This window comes from Burkholderia sp. HI4860, from assembly GCF_002223045.2.
In the GTDB taxonomy this organism is placed as follows: domain Bacteria; phylum Pseudomonadota; class Gammaproteobacteria; order Burkholderiales; family Burkholderiaceae; genus Burkholderia.
This window is the reverse complement of record NZ_NKFO02000001.1, coordinates 2,227,102-2,247,112: the sequence shown is the minus strand read 5'-3', so window position 1 is coordinate 2,247,112 and position 20,011 is coordinate 2,227,102. Positions and strand designations below refer to the sequence as shown.

Below are 20,011 nucleotides of genomic sequence, written 5' to 3'. Positions count from 1 at the left end.
GAACGAAAGGATAAGGGATGAGGCGGAAAAATGGCGCGCCGCCGCGAAAATTTCACGTATTGGCGCGCCTTTGCGGGGTGCAACCCCCGGCGAAACAAAAGGCGCCGCGCGGAACCGGCGGCGCCTTGATGCACATCGGACAGGCGGGGCCGGCGCCCCGCCGCCCCGTCAGCGCGACGCTTGCGGAAACCGCGCGCCCGGCGGCGGTTCGGGCCGGGTCGAAGGCACGCTCTTGCGCACCTTCGCGACCTGCGCGGCCGTCACGGCAGCACCCGTGTTGCCCCAGCTCGTGCGCACGAAGTTGGACACGTCCGCGACTTCCTGGTCCGACAGGCGCCAGCCGAACGGCGGCATCGTGAACGTCGACGGCGCGGTGCGCGTACCCTGCAGCGCGCTGCCCTCCAGCACGACGTGGATCAGCGAGGTCGGATCGTCGCCCTGCACGACCGGGTTGCCAGCCAGCGCCGGGAACACGCGCGTGTAGCCGTGGCCGTCGCTGCGGTGGCAGGCCATGCAGTTGTCGCGATAGACGGCCGCGCCCGGCTTGCTCGCGTCACCGGTCTGCAGCGCCTTCGCGGCCGCCGCGTCGTACACGTGCGGCTGCTCGCCCTGCACGCGCGGCGGCAGCGTCTTCAGGTAGCGCGCGATCGCGTTCAGGTCGTCGTCGGTCATGTGCTGCATGCTGTGGCCGACCACGTCCGTCATCCCGCCGAACGCGGCCGTGCGCAGCGTGCGGCCCGTCTTCAGGAACTGCACGATCTCGGTTTCCGTCCACGTGCCGAGGCCCGTGCGCGGCTCGCCGCGCAGGCTCGTCGGCACCCAGCCGTCGATCGCCGCGCCGCCGGCCAGGAAGTCCGGGCCATCCGCGTCGGTCAGCCCGCGCTCCTGCATCGTCGGCGCGCGCGGCGTATGGCATGCGCCGCAGTGACCGAGACCCTGCACGAGATACGCCCCGCGCGCGACCACCGGATCGGTGTACGGCGCGGCGTCGAACGGCTTCGGCGTCGGCGCGAACATCTTGCGCCAGATCCCGAGCGGCCAGCGCATCGACAGCGGCCACACGATGTCGACCGCGCGGTTCTCGTGCTCGACGGGCGCGACGCCGTGCATGAAGTACGCGTACAGCGCCTTCATGTCGTCGTCGGTCAGGCGCGCGTAGGACGGGAACGGCATGGCCGGATACATCGTGTCGCCGTTCTTGCGCACGCCTTCGCGCACCGCACGCGTGAAGTCCTCGACGGTCCAGCCGCCCAGGCCCGTTTTCGGGTCCGGCGTGATGTTCGTCGAGTAGATCCCGCCGATCGGCGTGTCGAATTTCAGCCCGCCCGCGAACGGCTTGCCGCCGCTCGCGGTGTGGCACGCGATGCAGTCGCCTGCCCGCGCGAGATATTCGCCGCGCTTGATCAGGGCCGCGTCGGCGGATTGGGCCGCGGGTGCAGCCGCCGGGCCGGAAGCCGCCGCGGGAGTGGCGGGCTGCGCGAACGCCGCCGTGCCCGCCAAGCCGAACGCGGCCCAGGCCGCAACGGCCGCCAGCGCGCGCGACATCCGGCGCGCGACGTTGTGGTTCATCGTCCTCTTCATGCGGTCACCAGCGGGGCGGGATTTTTCAGGTATTGCTCGCGGATCGCACGTGCCGACCAGTAGGCCAGCGCCGCGATGATCCCGGTCGGGTTGTAGCCGATGCCCTGCGGCAGCGCCGATGCGCCCATCACGAACACGTTGTGCACGTCCCAGCACTGCAGGTAGCGGTTCAGCACGCTCGTCTTCGGGTCGGTGCCCATGATCGCGCCGCCGACGAGGTGAGTCGTCTGGTACGCGCGCGAATCGAAGTGCTTGCCGAACTCGCGCGTCGACACGCTGATCGCCTTCGGCCCCATCGCCTCCGCGATCTTCTTCATCTGCCCGGTCACGTACTGCGCCATCTTGATGTCGTTGTCCTTCCAGTCGAACGTCATCCGCAGCAACGGCTGGCCGTACGAATCGCGATAGGTCGGATCGAGGTCGAGGTAGACGTCGCGGTACGACATGTTGGTGCCGTGCGCGTCCATCGAGATCGTATGCGCGTAGTTGTCCTTGACCGCCTTCTTCCACGCCGAGCCCCACTGCGGCGTACCGGGCGGCGTCGCGATGCCGCTGATCGGCTTCACGCCCGCCTGGTTCACCCACAGCGGCGAGCCGCCGACGAAGCCGAGCGGGCCGTGGTCGAAGTTGTCCGCGTTGAAATCGTCCACCGCGACGCCGTTGCCGCCCGCGCCGATGAACGGATTCGTGTAGGTGTCCTTGTCGAAGAACGCCTTGATCGTCGACAGGTTCTGGTACGCGAAATTGCGGCCCACGACGCCTTCGCCCGAGATCGGGTCGTACGGCTTGCCGATGCCCGACAGCAGCAGCAGGTGCACGTTGTGGTACTGGAACGCGGCCACGATCACGAGATCGGCCGGCTGGTGCACTTCGCGCCCGGCCGGGTCGACGTAGGTCACGCCCGTCGCGCGTTTCTTCGTATCGTCGAGGTCGACGCGCAGCACGTGGCACTTCGAGCGCAGCTCGAAGTTCGGCGCCTGCTTCAGCGCGGGCAGGATGTTCAGGTTCGGCGACGCCTTCGAGTACATGTAGCACGCGTAGCCGCTGCAGTAGCCGCAGAAGTTGCACGGGCCCATCTGCACGCCGTACGGGTTCGTGTACGGCCCGGACGTGTTCGCCGACGGCAGCCGGTACGGATGCAGGCCGAGCGACTTGGCGGCATCGGAGAAGCGCTGCGCCGAATACGTGTTGAGCTGCGCGGGCAGCGGGAAGTTGTCGCTGCGGTTCGCTTCGAACACGTTGCCGTCGCCGACCACCTTGCCGCCGACCTTGTACGCCTGCCCCGACGTGCCGAACACCTTCTCGGCGAAGTCGAAATGCGGCTCGAGTTCCTCGTAGGTCACGCCCGTGTCCTGGATCGTCATCCCTTCGGGGATGAACTTCTTGCCGTAGCGCTCTTCATAGTGGCTGCGCAGGCGCAGCTCTTCCGGCGTGATCCGGAAATGCACGCCCGACCAGTGCAGCCCCGCGCCGCCCACGCCTTCGCCCGGCAGGAACGCGGCGAGTTGCCGGTACGGCAGCGCGGTGTCCTGCAGGCCGTGGCGGATCGACACGGTCGTCTTCGACAGGTCGAGGAACAGCTTCTTGCGGATGTTGTAGGTCAGCTCGTCGATCGTGTTCGGATACGCGCCGTCCGGATAGGTGTCGCGATACTCGCCGCGCTCGAGCGCGACCACGTTCAGGCCCGCTTCGGTCAGTTCCTTCGCGAGAATCGCGCCGGTCCAGCCGAAGCCGACGATCACCGCATCGACATGCGGTTTTTTCTCTGCGGCCATCAGCTGCGCTCCCCGTTGATCGAGACGGGGCCGTACGGATACGACTTGCCGTTCTGGTTGACGAAATCCATGAAGTCCGCGCGCGCGCCCGGAAAGCCGATCATCTTCCACGCGGCCATGTCGTGATTGCCGCCATGCACCGGATCGCAGAAGTAGCCTTCGCGCGTGTTCTGCAGCAACTGACCGAAGAACACGCCGGGCGGCACGTCGTCGATCTGCGCGCCGCCCTTCTCCAGCGCGCCGAGCACGGTATCGCGCGTCGACGCGTCGAGATCCGCGAACGCCTTGCCGTGGGTCTTCTCGCAATAACGGTTGACCGCCGCGATACCGAGCCGGTAGATGTCGCGCGGCACCAGCTTCAGCTGGTAGCCGAGCTCGGGCACGCCTTGCTGGAACGGCCCCTGCATGTACCAGGTCGCGCCGTGCGCATACGGCGTCTCCATCTGGCGGTCGATGAATTCGGGCACGCCCGATTCGAGCGCGCCGGGGCCTTCGGCGTCGGCCGGAATCAGCCGGTCGACGGCGGCCTGGACGAACGCCCATTCCTTCGCATCGAAGAAGGTCGGCTTGTACGGCGCGCGTTCGGCGTTGGCCGATGCACCGGGCGCGTTGCCGGTCGTCGCGGAAGGCGACGACGAACGCAGGTCGCAGCCGGCGACCGACGCGATCGGCACGAGCGCGACCGACGTGCGCAGGAAACGGCGGCGCGAGTTGGGTTTGTCAGGTGGCGTGGACATGGTCGGATGTTGATCGTTGGGGATCGGGGCCCGGACGCGCGCACTCCGCATGCGACATGCCCGGCATGGCAGCCATGCCGCATGCGGCTGGCCGTCCTGTTCTTTCATCTGTTGCGAACAACCTCGCTGCAGGCGCCGCCCGTGCCATGCACGGCAGTGCCTTCATGCAGCCGCGCATCGCGCCAATTCAGGTTGCGCTGCACGGATCGGCTTCTTCGCGAGCCTTATCGTCTGACAAATGCAGGCATCTACCCGCATCTGCCCCTCATCGCTCACGACCCTCATTCAACTTAGACGCCGCATTTGCCGACAGCAAGCGCGACGTGCACGACCCTCTTGCGGGTCCGGCGACAAGTGCCGCGAATTATAGATGGAACCGGTTCCAATGAGTGTCGTATCAGTGCAATTCAATGCATCGAAAATCGCAACAATTGAAAAATCCGGGAGTCGGAATCGGCAAGGATCGCGTGAACGCCGACTGATGAGGGGCGTCAGGTCGACGATTGTCGTGTGGCGAGCGGCGCCAAAGGTTGTCTCTTTCCAGCCACGCGGGGTACCGGGGCGTGCCCTTTTGCGTGGTGCTCTGGTAGCCTCCGCGTCTGATGAAACCACACCAGAAGAATGAACTGCCGGCGACCGACGCGACCGGCATCAGCCGATATCTCAGCTACCTGCTGCGCCACGCACCGCAGTCGATCGGGCTGCAACTCGACCCGGAAGGCTGGGCCGATATCGACGCACTGCTTACCGGCGTTGCCCGCCATGGGCTCCACCTCGATCGTGCGACGCTCGAAACCGTCTGCGCGACCAACGACAAGCAGCGCTTCGCCCTTTCCGACGACGGCCGTCGCATCCGTGCGGTCCAAGGCCATTCGACGCCCGTCGTGCAGCGCCGCTATCCCACCGCGCAGCCGCCCGAGCGCCTGTATCACGGCACGGCGACGCGCTTCCTGGATTCGATTCGGGTCCAAGGGCTGAAACCCGGCGCCCGTCATCACGTGCATCTGTCGCCGGATATCCGGACGGCGCTGGCCGTCGGCACGCGCTACGGCGTGCCTGCGGTACTCGAAGTCGATGCGCTGCGCATGCATCGGCAAGGCCACACGTTCTTCGTCGCGGAAAACGGCGTATGGCTGACCGACACCGTGCCGGCGGAATGCCTTAAAGAGATCGACGGGCCCGCGCGCTGAGACGCGCGCTCACCACGGCCAGAACATCGACGCGATGGACAGCGCCAGCGCCGCGCAAAGCGGCGAGTAATACAGCGTGTCCATGCGTGCGAAACGCGACCCGCGAATCCGCTTGAAGAAGCCGACGTAACGGAAATCGCCGACGGCCCGCACCGCGAAGATCAGTGCGAACGCAACGACCGCGAACGAGATCGTACCGGGATACGCGTTCGGCCCCAGCCAGCCGGCACGCGCGGCAACCACGCACGCGCCGCCCAGTAACGCCACCGCGACCGCGAGCGTGCCGATGGCGGTCGGCCGCAATAGCGGCTCGCCGTCCTGCTCCGGAATGGCCGCCCCCTTGCCGCGCCGCCCGCCCAACGCCCAGTAGACGTGAACGAGCGCGATTGCGCAAAGCGTCGGCACGCTGAAATACGCTCCGGTCATGTCAGTCGATGTCCTCGTGTCGTTGTCTCGTTATCTCGATGTGTCGCCGGCAAGGTTTCGGCACGCGGCCCCGGTCCGCGACACGTGTGACGATACCGAAACCCCGCAACACGTGCATTGCGACCTCCGGTCGCAACCTGCCACCCGCCACCCAGAACCGCGCATGTTGCGATGCAGTGCGCGCGCCGGTACGCGCGGCACGGCCGCTTGACTTCCCTCCGCGCACTACTACCCTGATATTCCAGTCCTGCGCCGATACGCCCCTGCGCGATCGGCCGCACGTGCACCGTTCGCCGCGTGGCGCACCTGCACGACAACAATAACGAAGGCCATGGAGGCGACTCATGCTGATCGGTGTGCCGAAAGAGATCAAGAACCACGAATATCGCGTGGGCCTCACGCCGGCCGGCGCGCGCGAACTGACGCGGCACGGCCATCGCGTGTTGGTGCAGCGCGGCGCGGGCACGGCGATCGGCCTGCTCGACAACGACTACACGGCCGCGGGCGCATCGCTCTGCGACGGCGCCGACGAAGTCTTCGCGCGCGCCGACATGATCATCAAGGTCAAGGAGCCGCAGCCGGCGGAATGCGCGATGCTGCGACGCGGCCAGATCCTCTACACGTACCTGCATCTCGCGCCCGATCCCGACCAGGCGGCCGCGCTCGTGAAGTCCGGCGCCGTCTGCATCGCGTACGAAACCGTGACGGGCCCCGGTGGTGGCCTGCCGCTGCTCGCACCGATGAGCGAGGTGGCCGGGCGCATGTCGATCCAGGTCGCGGCGACCCATCTCGAAAGCCCGCGCGGCGGGCGTGGCCTGCTGATGGCCGGGGTGCCCGGCGTGCCGGCCGCGCATGTCGTCGTGCTCGGCGCGGGCGTGGTGGGCACCGGCGCACTGCAGATGGCGGTCGGCCTCGGCGCACGCGTCACCGTGCTCGATACCAACGTGAACCGGCTGCGCCAGCTCGACCTCGTCTTCGCCAACCGGATCGCGACCGTCTGCTCGAATGCACACACGATCGACGAAGCCGTGCGCGATGCCGACGTCGTGATCGGCGCCGTGCTCGTGCCGGGCGCATCGGCGCCGCGGCTCGTCACGCGCGACATGATCGCGACGATGCGCACGGGAGCGGTCGTCGTCGACGTCGCGATCGACCAGGGTGGATGCTTCGAGACCTCGCATGCGACGACGCACGCGGCCCCGACCTTCGTCGTCGACGGCGTCGTGCACTACTGCGTCGCGAACATGCCCGGCGCGGTCGCGCGCACGTCGACCTTCGCGCTGAACAACGCGACGCTCACCCATGCGCTCGCGCTCGCCGACAAGGGCTGGAAGCAGGCGATGATCGACGATCCGCATCTGCGCGCAGGCCTGAACGTATGCGACGGACACATCACGTACGAAGCCGTCGCGCTGGCGCTCGGCCTGCCCTATGTGCCGGCGGCCGGCGTACTGGCATGACGTGACCGCAATCATGACCAGCCGGCCGCTGACGGCACGCGCCAGCGGCTGCGTTCACGCGCCCTTCGCGCCGCCGCTGCGCTTCGACGCGCCGCCCGCTCCCATCGTGCGTGCCAGCAGCGGCCTCAATTGCGCGAGCGTGCGCGTGTTCAGCACGTCGGGCCGCGCAAGCCAGCCGCGTCGCGCCTGATCGACGCCGTACGCCAGATTGTCGAGTTCGTCCGCACTGCACGCATCCGAGCCGATTGCCACCAGCACGCCGGCCTTCGCGGCTTCGCGGCACCAGACGTCCGGCAGGTCGAGCCGCCGCGGCTGCGCATCGAGTTCGACGAAGCAACCGCGCGCCGCGGCGTGCGCGATCACGCGCGGCACGTCGAGTTCGCAAGCATCGTGCTCGCCGAGCACGCGGCCCGTCGGGTGCGCGAGAATCGTGAAATGCGGATGGTCCATCGCACGCAGCATGCGCGCGGTCTGTGCATCGCGCGACAGGTCGAAGCCGTCGCGTACCGCGCCGACCACGAGATCGAGCCGGCCGAGCATCGCGTCGGGCACGTCGAGGCTGCCGTCCTCCCGAATGCCGGCCTCCACGCCCTTGAGCAGCACCAAATCGTCGAACGACGCGTTGAGACGATCGATCTCGTCCAGCTGCCGGGCAAGCCAGTCGAAGTCGCTGCGGCTGCCGCCGGCATGCGGCGCCCGGTCGGTGATGGCCAGGTACGCGAACCCGCGTGCGCGTGCCGCATCGGCCATCGCACGCAGGCTGTCGCGGCCGGCTGACGCATCGGTATGCGCATGCAGGTCGCCGCGCACGTGCTTGCGCTCGACCAGTGCGGGCAGCGTGCCCGCACGCGCGGCGTCGATCTCGCCGCGATCCTCGCGCAACTCGGGCGGCACGTCGTGCAACCCGATCGCCGCGTAGACCGACGCCTCGGTCGCGCCGGCAATCCGTTCGTCGCCGCGAAACACGCCGTATTCGTTGATCTTCAGCCCGCCGGCCTGCGCGATCCTGCGCAACGCGATGTTGTGCGCCTTCGATCCGGTGAAATAGACGAGCGCCGCGCCGAACGCATCGGCATCGACGACGCGCAGGTCGACCTGCAATCCGCTGGCGAGCACGACACTCGACTTCGTCTTGCCGTGCGCGAGCACGCGCGCGACCTCGCCATAGCCGACGAACGCGTCGGCGACGGCCACCGGATCACGTGCGGTGACGAGGATGTCGAGATCGCCGACCGTCTCGCGGCGGCGGCGGAAACTGCCGGCCGGCACGGCCTTGCCGACGCCCGCGATCGCACGCAGGCGTTCGAGCAGCGGCTGCAGCGAGTGCGCCGCATCCGGCAGCAGGAAACGTTGGGGTTCGCGCTTCAGCCGGTCGTCGATCGCTTCGAGCAGATGCGCTTCGGTTTTCGCGCCGAAGCCCGGCAACTCGCGCACGTGCCCGCTCTTCGCTTCCGCGCGAAGCTGCTCGAGCGAATCGACATGCAGTGCGTCATGGAGCGCCTTCACGCGCTTCGCGCCGAGCCCCGGCACGTCGAGCAGTTCGACGATCGCACCCGGCAGCGCGTGGCGCAGCGTCTGCTGAAGTTCGCAGGTGCCGGTCGCGGCGATCTCGCGCAGCTTCGACGCGAGATCGGGCCCGATCGACGGAATCTTTCCGAGATCGTCGCCGTTCGCGATCATCGTCGGGATATCGCGCCCGTAGTCGGCAATCGTCCGTGCTGCGTTGCGATAGGCACGCACCCGGAACGGATTGGCGCCCTGGATCTCGAGCATGTCGGCGATCTCGGCGAACACGGCCGCACACCCGGCATTGTGGATCGGCATGATCGGCGTGGCTCCCTTCCACGTGGATGGCGCCGCACGCGTGCGCGACGGCGTCTGCCCGCCCGGCGCCGCATGCTGACGCCGCCGGGCGCCCGTTCATCATCGTACGCCGGCCGCGCCGCGCGTGCAGCGCCGTGATGGCGACGATGTGGGCGTCAGAGGGAGGCGCGCGGCGTCGTGGCGTAGTGCCGCTCGTAGATCGACTGGCAATGCGTGCAGCGTTCGGCGGCCGGGCGCGCCAGCAGGCGCTCGTAGCCGACCGAGCCGTCGCAGTCGATGCACTCGCCGTAGCTGCCGTCGCGCATCCGCTGCTGGGCGCGGCCGATCGCGCGCAGCTCGGTCAGTTTCATGCCGATCAACGCATGGTCGACGTCGACGAACAGGTCCGCATTGGCCTCGTCACCCTCGTCCGGCGCCGCGCCGGCGAGGTCTGCGTAGGATTCCGACGCACGCTGGTCTTCGCTCGCGCGGATCTCCGCACGCAACGTCTGCTCGCTCTCGCTCAGCCGCTGTTTCAGCGTCTGCCGTTGTTGTGGGTCGAGCGCCATGGCCGTCTCTCCTGTTCCGGGTTCCGCGCGGCGCATTGCGGCGCGCGGTGTCGCACCGGTGCGCGGCGGGCCGGCGTCACCGCCTGCCACCGAGCCCGGATGTGCACCCGACGACACGAAGCGCCGGACGCATTCGACGCAGGATAAACCCATTGAACACGCGTGTGTTGACCGGAATCAGCGTGCCGTTCTGGCAGCGGCAGCCGTGCGGAAACTGGGGCCGGACGCATAATCCGGGCCTGCGGTGCGCGCTCGGACGCTCGCCGGCACGACTGCAGCGCAGCAATTTCCGGCACGACCACCACACTTCGTCCGCGCGCACGAACCGGCATTGCTCTGTCGGGACGATCGCTCGCGCGGCGGCTCCTCGATCATTCGTAATCCTCAGAATGCATTGCGTCCGATGAAGCCGCGCACGACCGTCAACAGGATGATCTTCATGTCGAACCAGAAGCTCCAGTTCTGCATGTAGAACAGGTCGAACTTCACACGTGCCTCCATCGCCTCGACCTTGCGCGTTTCACCGCGATAGCCGTTCACCTGGGCCCATCCGGTGATGCCGGGCCGCACGCGGTAGCGGTACATGTAGCAGTCGATCAATTGCCGGTATAAATCGTCGTGTTCGATCGCGTGCGGGCGCGGGCCGACCACCGACATCTGCCCGAACAGCACGTTGAAGAACTGCGGCAGTTCATCGAGCGACGTACGCCGCAGGAACGCGCCGACGCGCGTGATGCGCGAATCGTTGCGCGACGCCTGCTTCAGCACGCCCGGCTGGGCGCGATGCACGCGCATCGTCCGGAACTTGAGAATGTCGAACTCCCGGCCGTCGACGCCCTTGCGGCGCTGCCTGAACAACACGGGCCCCGGCGACGACAGCTTGACCGCGATCGCCAGCATCGACAGCAGCGGCAGCAACGGAATCAGCACGCCGAATGCGAACAGCCGGTCGAACGCGAACTTCGCCCACAGCTCCGGCGCCGAACGCGGCGTGGTCGCGAGGTTGATGGCCGGCATGCCGAGCACGTCGGTCGCCGAGCGATCGACCACCGCCATCTGCCGCACGTCGGGCAACAGCCGCAATTCCACGAACTCGTCGCGCAACTCGCGGACGATGCGCTGGATCCGCCACTCGTGCGACATCGGCAGCGTGAGCCAGACCTCGTCGATGTCGCCGCCGCGAATGAGGTCGCGCAGCGCGTTCCAGTCGTCGATCACCGGCACGCCGCCGATGCCGCCGGAGGCAGCCTGGGCGTCGTCATCGAATACGCACGCCGCCACGAAAGGCCCCTGCGGCGCCAGCTGCATCCGCTCGACCGCGACACGCCCGTACGCCGTCGCCCCGACCACCGCGACGCGGCGCTGCCGCGTGCGCGGGTCGTCACGCGTCAGCGCGAGCGCCAGCAGCGCGGCGCGGCCGAGCAGCAACGCAGCGTCGCCGGCCAGCACCGTGCGCACGATCCAGTGTGTCGTGATCGTGCCGCCGCGATTCATGATCCACATCGCGGCGGTCACCGTCAGCACGCTCGCGCAGACGAGCGCCACCATCGTCTGCGTCAGTGCATGCGTGCCGCCTTGCGGCGCCATGCCGCCACGCACGGTGCGCAGGTAGCGCGGCAGCAAGGCCACGGTCAGCACGCACAGCAGCGCGATCGCGCCGCGCTGCGCGTCGGACAGCTCGCGCCACGCAAGGCCCGATGCCGCCTGCGCGGCAAGCGCGCCTGTCAGCACGAGCACGGCGTCGGTAACTGCGATCACAGAACGCCGCATCGAATTCGTCCCACCGGACTTCGATAGCATCGTCACGCACCATGTGCCGGGAACCCGCGAAGCGCGTCCGGCATGCGGGGCCGAACCGGTGTCGGTGTCGGCCTCGCCGTCCCGCGCGTGCCGAGCAGCCTGCGATAGTCCGCGCGAATCAGGTTGTAGCATTCGCACGCGTGATGTTCGAGGCCGTCGCGGTCGAGCACCGTGATGCGGCCGCGGCGCTGCCGGATCAGCCCGGCTTCCTGCAGGTTGCCTGCCGCTTCCGTCACGCCTTCGCGCCGCACGCCGAGCATGTTCGCGATCGTCTGCTGCGTGACGGCCAGTTCGTCGCCGTCGATGCGGTCATGCGCAAGCAGCAGCCAGCGGCTGAGTTGCTCGCTGACCGAATGATGCCGGTTGCACAGCGCGCTGCGCGAGATCTGCGCCATCGCCGCCTGGCAGTAGTTGAGCAGCAGCCGGTAGGTTTCCGGCGAGCGCTCGAATTCGGCACGCACCACGCAGCTCGGCACGCGATAGGCCATCCCGCCGATGCGGACCTCGACCCGGTGCGACGCCGCGGCACCACCGACCATCGTCGCCAGCCCGACCACGCCTTCGCGGCCGACCTGCGCGACCTCTACCATCGCACCGTCCTCCATCAAATGCTGCACCGACATCATCGACGTCGTCGGGAAATGCACGTGGCGCATCGGCTCGCCGACCCGGTCGAGCATCCCGGCCTTGATCCTGACCAGTTCGAGATGCGGTGCGATGGTGCGGATGCTGTCCTCGGGGAGGGCATCGAGGATGGCATTCGCCGAGTAGCTCGAGTGAAGATGAAGCATGTCTGTATCCCTTTTATCGTCCGCACCGCCTGCAGCCGCGTGCACGGAATTCGTTATCGCGATGCGCGCCCGGACGTTGACTGGAGTTGCGGCCACAACCCTGATTCCGACCGACCATCGGCTTCTCGCCGCCGGATCGAGTCGACCGTCCCGTTTCAACGCGCCAGCCCGAATAAGCGATTTACGTGCCAAACCATGCCCGTCCTTAATATATGAATCACGCCGGATTTAGATCGACCGAATTAGCGGAAAGAAGACATAAAAAGCGTCTCATTTCCGGACACTCTTCCCGGTGGCGGACACTGCGCGCCATTTGACTGATCAATTCCCCCGCATCGACCCGAGGCCGGTGCGACCGGGCTACGTGGCTTGTCGCTCATATACTTACAGTCGATTTTCAATTGTTTCCGTGATGTACCGGACACCGTTCCGCTGCGGCACCACGCGTCACACGATCGTTTGAAACTGTCTCAAATCTGAATCGACACACTAATTTTCCGCTTTGTACGCCACCGCACATTCCGTCAACAACCCATTGATTTTCATGAGCAATATTGCTGGAACCATTAATTTGTCAAAGAGTGTTCAATGCCCGGCAACCAGTTTCGTTACACGACGCACATCGCCGAAGAATTGATTCCCGGTTGACATCGAATGAATGACAGGCGCCCCATTCCATTTCCGGATGATTAATTCCACCGCAATGAATCACTAAATCCGGATAACGTCTGCAGCCGGTCTAAATCGTCAAACTTTGTGAAATGACGTAATATGCAATTGATCGATTTCAATGGCGTGCTAGCCTTTTCGCCAGTATCGTCACTCCATTTTTGACGAACACAAGTCCGCACGATCGTGCGAATTCCCAATTGCCGGGATATCGCCGCGACGACGCGTGACCGCCACCCTACGAGGATGCGCCGTGACTCACCAGGCCCCTGACGCCGTCGCACACGCGAACGGCATGATCGAGCTTTCCCACAGCTTCGACGCGAACCGGTTTCTCGCGGCCATCGACCGCGACGAACTCGCGACGCTGGCCCCCCACCTTCAACTCGTCCACCTGAAATCGGGGCAAGTGCTCTGCGAGCCCGGCGAAATGCTCACCGCGGTCTACCTGCCCGTCACGACCGCGATTTCGCTGCAGTACGTGTCGTCCGGCGGCATGACGCTGGAAGTCGCGGAGATCGGCAGCGAGAGCGTGGTGTGCGACGACGTGATCGGCGGCAGCGGCCGGATGCCCTGTCGCGCCGTGGCCTGCCGCGACGGTTTCGTCTACCGCCTCGACCGGCGCATGTTCGCCGCGGCGTTCGACGCCTCGCCGGTGATCCGTCATCTCGTGTTCATCTGCGTGCGGCTGCTGATGGCGCAGGTCTCGCAGATCACGTTCTGCAGCCGTCATCACGTGCTGAAACATCAGTTATGCAGATGGTTCCTGCTCGCGTACGACCGGACCCGCAGCATCGAGATCCAGGTGACGCACAGCATGCTCGCGCAGATGCTCGGCGTGCGGCGCGAAACGGTCACCGATGCCGCCGGCGAAATCCAGAAGCTGGGCCTGATCCGGCAGTACCGGAGCTCGATCGAGCTCGCCGACCTCGCCGGCCTCGAAAAAATGTCGTGCGGCTGCCGCGCGATCGTGCGCGACGAGATGAAGCGCATCCTGTCGGCCGATTCGGGCGTGCCGGCCGCGTCGCGCGCCTGATCGGCATGCCGCATCGGGCGTCGCCGTCGCGCCGCCTGCGTGCCGGGTCAGCCGTTTGTAGGGTGGCGAACAGAACGCCGTGTCTGCCAATGGTCTACTGATGCCGGACTGCCGGGGGGACGTCAGCGCGTGTCGCGCGTCTGCCCGAGCGGACGACACCACGCACGCCGGAGCAGCACGTGAAAAAAGAAATCAGAACCATCCTGAAACACGTCGCCCATCTCGAAGCCGCGATCGATTCGATCGGCGACGGGGACGACCTCTACGAAGCGGGCCTTTCGTCACTCGACACGATCCAGCTGATGCTCGCGATCGAGAAGCAATTCAACATCGAGATTCCCGACGAGATGCTGAACCGCAACCTGTTCCGCAGCATCGACGCGCTCGCGGACACGATCGCCACGCTGCAACGCACCGAGCATTCGGCATGAGCGCGCTGCTTCCCGAACTCGCGAGCGACAGCGATACGCGTCGGCTCGACGAGGCCGCGCATGCCGTCGCGCAGATCGCCGCGCAGCACGCGGATGCGGTCGACCGCGACGCGCGCTGTCCCGTCGAGGCGATCGAGGCGATGCGCGCGCGCCGCCTGCTCGGCGCGATGGTGCCGACGCATCTCGGCGGCGCGGGCGCGTCGCTGGAAGACATCGCGTCGGCCTGCTCGATTCTCGGCCAGGCCTGTGCCTCATCGGCGATGGTATTCGCGATGCACCAGATCCAGGTCGCCTGCATCGTCAATCATGCCGCCGACCAGGGCTGGCACAAGCTGTTCCTGCAGCAGCTCGTGCGCCACCAGTGGCTGCTCGCATCGGCCACGTCGGAAGACGGTGTCGGCGGCAACCTGCGCGCGAGCCAATGCGCGCTCGAAGCCAGCGGCGGCGAGTTCCGGCTGCGCAAATCGGCGCCGACGATCTCGTATGGCGACTACGCGGACGGCATCCTCGCAACCGCACGACGCGATGCGGACGCGCCGGCTTCCGAGCAGGTGCTCGTTACGCTGCTGCGGGACGGCTACACGCTCACGCGCCGCGGCGAATGGGACACGCTCGGGATGCGCGGCACCTGCAGCAACGGCTTCGAGCTCGATGCGCAAGGCGCCGCCGTCCAGTGCCTGCCGGTGCCGTTCGCAACGATCGCCGAGGAGACGATGGTGCCGGTGTCCCACATCCTGTGGGCCGCGGTATGGATCGGCGTGGCCGGCGATGCGTTCCATCGCGCGCACCAGTTCTTCCGCGCGCAGGCACGCCAGACCGACGGCGCGCCATCGCCCGCGTCGCGACGCATCGCCGAATCGCTCGCGCTGATGCAGGCGATGCAGGCCCGCGTCGACAACGTACTGCGCCTTCATGCGAACCCGGCGTCGCGCTCGTGGTCAGCCGGCATGGCCCGGGCCGCCGAAATCAACACGCTGAAGACCTACGTGTCGACGACCGCGCTGGAAGTCGCGCACCAGGCCATGATGATCTGCGGGATGGCCGGCTACAAGCAGGGCACGCCGTTCAGCATCGGCCGCCACATTCGCGACCTGCATGCGGCGCCGCTGATGATCAGCAACGACCGCATTGCCGTCAACACCTCGAACCTGCTGCTCGCGCTGCGTCCTGCGACGCTGGAGAAACATACGTGAACGATCGCCTTGCCGTGCCCTCCGCCGCCTCCGCTCCCGCCGATGCACCGATCGATCGCGCGGGCGTCAACCCGCTGCGCGACGCACTGATCGACGCGGGCCTGCTGGTCTCGACCGGCATCCAGGGCCTGTTCGGCCGCAGCGAACGGTTCGAGCGCGTCGTCGAAGCGCTCGACGCGTTCGTCACGCGCCTCGGCGCCGACCAGCAGGCCGAAGTGCTGCGCTTCCCGCCGGCGATGAGCCGCACCGAGTTCGAGCGCAGCGAATATATGAAGAGCTTTCCGCAACTCGCGGGCAGCGTGCATGCGTTCTGCGGCGACGAACACCAGCACCAGCGCGTACTGCAGTGCCTCGATCGCGGCGACGACTGGACGGAAAGCCAGAAGCCGACCTACGTCGTGATGACGCCTGCCGCGTGCTACCCGGTCTACCCCGTCGTCGCCCGCGCGGGTGCGTTGCCGGCGGACGGCCGGATCGTCGACGTTTTCTCGTACTGCTTCCGTCACGAGCCGTCGCTCGACCCGACCCGCATGCAGTTGTTCCGGATGCGCGAGTACGTGCGGATCGGCACGCCCGAGCAGATCGTGTCGTTCCGCGAGACCTGGATCGAACGCGGCACGCGGATGATCGACGCGCTGCACCTGCCCAACGCGATCGACCTCGCGAACGATCCGTTCTTCGGGCGCGGCGGCAAGATCGTCGCCAACAGCCAGCGCGAGCAGAACCTGAAGTTCGAGCTGCTGATTCCGATCGAGCACGACGATCGCCAGACCGCGTGCCTGAGCTTCAACTACCACATGGATCATTTCGGGCTGCTGTGGGATATCCGCACCGCGACGGGCGACGTCGCGCATACGGGCTGCGTCGGCTTCGGCCTCGAACGGCTCACGCTCGCGCTGTTCCGCCATCACGGCTTCGACATCGAGGGCTGGCCGCGCGAAGTCCGCGACGTGCTGTGGGGCACGCCATGAGATTCGTGTCCCGCGACGGCGAACACGCCTCGTTCGAGGATGTGCGCCACCGTGCGCGCCACTACCGGCCGCATCCGCTGCATAGCCAGGAGATGGTCTGGAAGCAGACCAACTGCTACGTCGACATGTGGCTCGAGGTGCTCCGGTGGTGGGGCTTCAATCCATACGCGGCGCTGCCGTTTACGATCGCGCTCGATTTCGAGGGCGACCAGTTCACGTTCTTCAAGTTTCCGCACGACGAACTGGAGCGGCTGTACGGCATCGTCGTGCAGGAGCACTCGATCTACGAACCGCTCGACCAGCACATCGAGACACAGGTTGCGCGCGGCCATCTGATGATCGTCGAGGTCGACGCATGGTTCCTGCCCGATACGCGCGGCAGCAGCTACCGCACGCAGCATACGAAGACGACGATCGGCATCGATGCGATCGACCGCGCGAAGCGCCAGATCGGCTACTTCCACAACAGCGGCTATTACGTGGCCGAGGATTTCGACTACAACGGGCTCGTCGGCGGCAACTCGCCGATGACGCTGCCGCCTTACGTGGAATGCGCGAAGCGGCGGTTTGCGCCGCTCGACGAACGCGAGCTGTGCGAAACGTCGCTCGCCGCGCTGCAGCGCCATCTGCGGCGCCTGCCGGTCGTCAACCCGATCGCCGCGTTCCGGCGGCAGTTGCAGACCGATGCGCGAACGCTCGCCGATTCGCCGCTCGAGCATTTCCACGCGTACTCGTTCAACTCGGTGCGGCAGCTCGGCGCGAATTTCGAGCTGTTCGGCCATTACGCGCGCTGGCTGCAGGCCAGCGGTTGCGTCGGGCCGTTCGCCGAGATCCGCGCCGCGTGCGAGCGCATCGCGTCCGAAGCGATGGTGCTCGAATTCCGGCTCGCACGCGCGTGCGCGCGCGGCAAGGAGGAGCGCGGCGACTCGACGCTCGAGGCGATCGAGGCCGCCTATGCGGACGTCGTCGCGTGCGCGCGGCAGATCTGCGCGCCGTTGCGGCACGTGAAGCCCGTGCGCAGCGAGTCCAGCGACTTCGCGGCACCCGTGCCGGCCATGCGGTGACGCGCGCGCGCGCCCTGCCCGCGTGGTCGATGCTGGCGACGGCCGCAGGCGCCGTGCGGGAACCGCGCGACCTCCCGGTCGACGGCGGCGACTGGATCACAGCGCCGGTGCCCGGCACGGTCGCGCAGGCGCTCGCGGTGGCCGGCCGGCTCGACGAAGCTGCATCGCTCGACGAGCGCGACCACTGGTACCGGATCGAACTGCGCGGGCGCGGGCCGCGCATCCTGCGCTTTCACGGCCTCGCGACGCTCGCGCAAGCGTGGCTCGACGACACGCCGATCCTCCGCTCCGACAGCATGTTCGTCGCGCACGACGTGCCGGTATCGCTCGACGGCACCCACCGGCTGACCCTCTGTTTCCGCGCACTCGCGCCGCACCTGCGCGACGCACGCGCACCGCGCCGTGCGCGCTGGCGCACGCGGCTCGCCGAGCCGGCCGGGCTGCGCACGATCCGCACGTCGCTGTTCGGGCACATGCCGGGCTGGTTTCCGCCGTATGTGCCCACCGGCCCGTGGCGGCCCGTCGACGTGCTCGATCCGGCCGACGGGCCGGTTCTGGCCGACTGCAAACTGCAGGCGCGCGTCGAAGGCGACACGGGCTGGCTCGATGCGGAACTGACGTTCGCCGCGCCGCTGCCCGATACGTTCGCAGCGCGGCTGTCGTGCGGCGAACATCATGCGACGCTCGAACGTGACGGCGCCGACCGGCTGCGTACGCACGTCGCGATACCGAACGTTCGTCGCTGGTGGCCGCATACGCACGGCGAACCGGCGCTCTACGACGTTGTGCTGCATATCGGCGATACGCGCCGGCCGCTCGGCTCGACCGGTTTCCGCACGATCGAGATCGATTCCGGCGCCGACGGCAAGGGTTTCGGACTGCGCATCAACGGCGTGCCCGTGTTCGCGCGCGGCGCATGCTGGAGCAGCGCCGCGCCGCTCGCGCTACACACGGACGACGCCACCTACGGCCGCCTGCTCGGGCTCGCACGCGACGCCGGCTTCAACATGATCCGCGTCGGCGGCACGATGGCCTACGAGGCCGACGCGTTCCACGCGGCGTGCGACCGGCTCGGGCTGCTGGTCTGGCAGGACTTCGGTTTCGCGAACTTCGATTACGCGCTCGACGATCCCGCGTTCGCGGCCAACGTCGATCGCGAAGCGACCCAGTTCCTGTCGCGTCACGGCGCTTCGCCGTCGCTGGCGGTGCTGTGCGGCGGCAGCGAGATCGCGCAACAGGCCGCGATGTCGGGGCTCGGGCCGAAGCAGCGCTTCCTCGAACTGACGGCCGACCGGCTGGCCGGCCACGCGGCCGCGCTTCGTCCCGATGTCCCGTACGTGCCCGATTCGCCCGACGGCGGCGTACTGCCGTTCACGCCGCGCGAGCGCGTGTCGCACTACTACGGCGTCGGTGCGTACTTGCGTCCGCTCGACGACGCGCGCCGCGCGGACGTGCGCTTTGCGAGCGAATGCCTCGCGTTCGCGAACGTGCCGTGCGATGCGACACTCGCCGGACTCGGCTGGCCCGGCATGCACGAGCCGCGCTGGAAAGCGGCCGTGCCGCGCGACCCCGGCACGTCGTGGGATTTCGACGATATCCGCGACCACTATTTGCAGACGCTGTACGACGTTGTGCCGGACCGGCTGCGACGCGAGGATCCGTCGCGCTATGTCGAGCTGTCGCGTGCGGTGGTCGCGGACGTGATGCGCGAGACGTTTTCCGAATGGCGCCGCACCGGCTCGCGTTGCGCCGGCGCACTCGTGTGGCAGTTCCAGGACGTGATGCCGGGCGCCGGATGGGGCGTGATCGACGCCGCCCACCGGCCGAAATCGGCATGGTATGCGCTGCGCCAGGTGCTGCAGCCGATCCAGGTGCTCCTCGTCGATGAGGGGCTGAACGGGCTCGACGTGCACGTCGTCAACGAGCGCCCGGCGCCGCTATCGGCGTCAATCGAGCTGGTCGCGCTGCGCGACGGCCGTACGCCGGTCGCGCGGGCCGGCTGCCCGGTGCGGATCGCCGCGCACGACACGGTGCGGCTCGGCTCGGCCGAGTTGCTCGGCCGCTTCTTCGACTGGACCTATGCATACCGTTTTGGCCCGTGCGAACACGATACGGTCGTCGCGACCCTGCGTGCCGACGACGGCACGCTGCTGTCGCAGGCGTTCCATTTTGTGTCGCGCACGCATCCGGCCGTGCTGGCGCGTCGCGAACTCGGGATCGAGGCATGCGTGTCGCGCACCGGCGAGACCTGGCACGTCGACGTCGACACGCGACACGTCGCGCGCCATGTACAGATCGACGCGCCGGGTTTCATGCCAGGCGACGACTGGTTCCATCTCGCGCCCGGCACGCCGGCGCGCATCGCGCTCGTTCCATTGCGCATCGACGGGAAGCCTGTGGCGGCCGGCGACAATGTCCCGCCCGCGGTGGAAATCCGCGCCGTGAACGCCGCGCGCGCGGTGCGAGCCACGCAGGCCGGCTGACACGACGCTCGCGGCCGCCGCGAGCGTCGTGC

At 67.6% G+C, this 20,011-nt stretch carries 16 protein-coding genes; 8 read left to right on the top strand and 8 right to left on the bottom strand.

The features are described from left to right. Positions 1 to 168: 168 nt before the first annotated feature. The 3 genes from CFB34_RS10030 to CFB34_RS10020 are packed head-to-tail and all read right to left on the bottom strand — an operon-like array spanning position 169 to position 4,093. Positions 169 to 1,581 (bottom strand): cytochrome c, encoded by a 1,413-nt coding sequence (locus CFB34_RS10030; RefSeq protein ID WP_089442632.1) that lies wholly within the window; start codon positions 1,579 to 1,581, stop codon positions 169 to 171. Beyond that, positions 1,578 to 3,356, bottom strand: a complete 1,779-nt coding sequence (locus CFB34_RS10025) for a GMC family oxidoreductase (protein WP_089427650.1) — start codon at positions 3,354 to 3,356, stop codon at positions 1,578 to 1,580. Before CFB34_RS10025 ends, CFB34_RS10030 begins: the two co-directional genes overlap by 4 nt. Next, positions 3,356 to 4,093 (bottom strand): gluconate 2-dehydrogenase subunit 3 family protein, encoded by a 738-nt coding sequence (locus CFB34_RS10020; RefSeq protein WP_089442633.1) that lies wholly within the window; start codon positions 4,091 to 4,093, stop codon positions 3,356 to 3,358. The genes CFB34_RS10025 and CFB34_RS10020 overlap by 1 nt, the downstream gene beginning before the upstream one ends. A gap of 602 nt (positions 4,094 to 4,695) precedes the next feature. Here CFB34_RS10020 and CFB34_RS10015 point away from each other — a divergent pair. Next, on the top strand, positions 4,696 to 5,283 hold the full coding sequence (locus CFB34_RS10015; protein ID WP_089442634.1) for an RNA 2'-phosphotransferase: 588 nt from the start codon (positions 4,696 to 4,698) through the stop codon (positions 5,281 to 5,283). Between the two features lie 9 nt (positions 5,284 to 5,292). On the opposite strand, the gene CFB34_RS10010 is transcribed toward CFB34_RS10015, so the two are convergent. After that, positions 5,293 to 5,709, bottom strand: a complete 417-nt coding sequence (locus tag CFB34_RS10010) for a DUF3995 domain-containing protein (protein WP_089432585.1) — start codon at positions 5,707 to 5,709, stop codon at positions 5,293 to 5,295. A 344-nt stretch (positions 5,710 to 6,053) separates the two neighbouring features. On the opposite strand from CFB34_RS10010, the gene ald reads away from it, so the two are divergent. Further along, on the top strand, positions 6,054 to 7,169 hold the full coding sequence (ald, locus tag CFB34_RS10005) for an alanine dehydrogenase (protein WP_069251413.1): 1,116 nt from the start codon (positions 6,054 to 6,056) through the stop codon (positions 7,167 to 7,169). A 54-nt stretch (positions 7,170 to 7,223) separates the two neighbouring features. Here ald and polX read toward each other — a convergent pair whose 3' ends face one another. The 4 genes from polX to CFB34_RS09985 form a co-directional block, all read right to left on the bottom strand. Next, positions 7,224 to 8,993 carry a DNA polymerase/3'-5' exonuclease PolX gene (polX, locus tag CFB34_RS10000; RefSeq protein ID WP_089442635.1) on the bottom strand — a complete coding sequence of 590 codons (1,770 nt, stop codon included), beginning with the start codon at positions 8,991 to 8,993 and terminating at the stop codon, positions 7,224 to 7,226. 155 nt (positions 8,994 to 9,148) lie between these two features. After that, a complete protein-coding gene (locus CFB34_RS09995; RefSeq protein ID WP_089442636.1) occupies positions 9,149 to 9,541 on the bottom strand; it encodes a TraR/DksA family transcriptional regulator in 393 nt (130 codons plus the stop codon). A 384-nt stretch (positions 9,542 to 9,925) separates the two neighbouring features. After that, positions 9,926 to 11,311: an undecaprenyl-phosphate glucose phosphotransferase gene (locus CFB34_RS09990; RefSeq protein ID WP_089442637.1), complete on the bottom strand. Its 1,386-nt coding sequence runs from the start codon at positions 11,309 to 11,311 to the stop codon at positions 9,926 to 9,928. A 32-nt stretch (positions 11,312 to 11,343) separates the two neighbouring features. Further along, on the bottom strand, positions 11,344 to 12,132 hold the full coding sequence (locus CFB34_RS09985) for a Crp/Fnr family transcriptional regulator (RefSeq protein WP_089442638.1): 789 nt from the start codon (positions 12,130 to 12,132) through the stop codon (positions 11,344 to 11,346). A 922-nt stretch (positions 12,133 to 13,054) separates the two neighbouring features. Between CFB34_RS09985 and CFB34_RS09980 the strand changes: the two genes are divergently transcribed. The 6 genes from CFB34_RS09980 (at position 13,055) to CFB34_RS09955 (ending at position 19,979) form a co-directional block, all read left to right on the top strand. Beyond that, a complete protein-coding gene (locus CFB34_RS09980) occupies positions 13,055 to 13,837 on the top strand; it encodes a Crp/Fnr family transcriptional regulator (protein WP_179243727.1) in 783 nt (260 codons plus the stop codon). Positions 13,838 to 14,016: 179 nt separating this feature from the next. After that, positions 14,017 to 14,268 (top strand): acyl carrier protein, encoded by a 252-nt coding sequence (locus CFB34_RS09975; protein ID WP_089442640.1) that lies wholly within the window; start codon positions 14,017 to 14,019, stop codon positions 14,266 to 14,268. Further along, the gene (locus tag CFB34_RS09970) at positions 14,265 to 15,461 is read left to right on the top strand and encodes an acyl-CoA dehydrogenase family protein (RefSeq protein ID WP_089442641.1); all 1,197 of its coding nucleotides are present in this window, start codon (positions 14,265 to 14,267) and stop codon (positions 15,459 to 15,461) included. Before CFB34_RS09975 ends, CFB34_RS09970 begins: the two co-directional genes overlap by 4 nt. Continuing rightward, entirely contained in the window at positions 15,458 to 16,432 is a 975-nt protein-coding gene (locus tag CFB34_RS09965) for an amino acid--[acyl-carrier-protein] ligase (RefSeq protein ID WP_089442642.1), read from the top strand. The genes CFB34_RS09970 and CFB34_RS09965 overlap by 4 nt, the downstream gene beginning before the upstream one ends. Next, positions 16,429 to 17,496: a DUF1839 family protein gene (locus CFB34_RS09960; protein WP_089442756.1), complete on the top strand. Its 1,068-nt coding sequence runs from the start codon at positions 16,429 to 16,431 to the stop codon at positions 17,494 to 17,496. Before CFB34_RS09965 ends, CFB34_RS09960 begins: the two co-directional genes overlap by 4 nt. Continuing rightward, positions 17,493 to 19,979 (top strand): beta-mannosidase, encoded by a 2,487-nt coding sequence (locus CFB34_RS09955; RefSeq protein WP_089442643.1) that lies wholly within the window; start codon positions 17,493 to 17,495, stop codon positions 19,977 to 19,979. The genes CFB34_RS09960 and CFB34_RS09955 overlap by 4 nt, the downstream gene beginning before the upstream one ends. Positions 19,980 to 20,011 lie beyond the last annotated feature (32 nt).

What these genes read in the sequence shown, in the direction of transcription:
- CFB34_RS10030 (WP_089442632.1), bottom strand. Translation starts at nt 1,581, where the DNA reads ATGAAGAGGACGATGAACCACAACGTCGCGCGCCGGATGTCGCGCGCG.
- CFB34_RS10025 (WP_089427650.1), bottom strand. Translation starts at nt 3,356, where the DNA reads ATGGCCGCAGAGAAAAAACCGCATGTCGATGCGGTGATCGTCGGCTTC.
- CFB34_RS10020 (WP_089442633.1), bottom strand. Translation starts at nt 4,093, where the DNA reads ATGTCCACGCCACCTGACAAACCCAACTCGCGCCGCCGTTTCCTGCGC.
- CFB34_RS10015 (WP_089442634.1), top strand. Translation starts at nt 4,696, where the DNA reads ATGAAACCACACCAGAAGAATGAACTGCCGGCGACCGACGCGACCGGC.
- CFB34_RS10010 (WP_089432585.1), bottom strand. Translation starts at nt 5,709, where the DNA reads ATGACCGGAGCGTATTTCAGCGTGCCGACGCTTTGCGCAATCGCGCTC.
- ald (WP_069251413.1), top strand. Translation starts at nt 6,054, where the DNA reads ATGCTGATCGGTGTGCCGAAAGAGATCAAGAACCACGAATATCGCGTG.
- polX (WP_089442635.1), bottom strand. Translation starts at nt 8,993, where the DNA reads ATGCCGATCCACAATGCCGGGTGTGCGGCCGTGTTCGCCGAGATCGCC.
- CFB34_RS09995 (WP_089442636.1), bottom strand. Translation starts at nt 9,541, where the DNA reads ATGGCGCTCGACCCACAACAACGGCAGACGCTGAAACAGCGGCTGAGC.
- CFB34_RS09990 (WP_089442637.1), bottom strand. Translation starts at nt 11,311, where the DNA reads ATGCGGCGTTCTGTGATCGCAGTTACCGACGCCGTGCTCGTGCTGACA.
- CFB34_RS09985 (WP_089442638.1), bottom strand. Translation starts at nt 12,132, where the DNA reads ATGCTTCATCTTCACTCGAGCTACTCGGCGAATGCCATCCTCGATGCC.
- CFB34_RS09970 (WP_089442641.1), top strand. Translation starts at nt 14,265, where the DNA reads ATGAGCGCGCTGCTTCCCGAACTCGCGAGCGACAGCGATACGCGTCGG.
- CFB34_RS09960 (WP_089442756.1), top strand. Translation starts at nt 16,429, where the DNA reads ATGAGATTCGTGTCCCGCGACGGCGAACACGCCTCGTTCGAGGATGTG.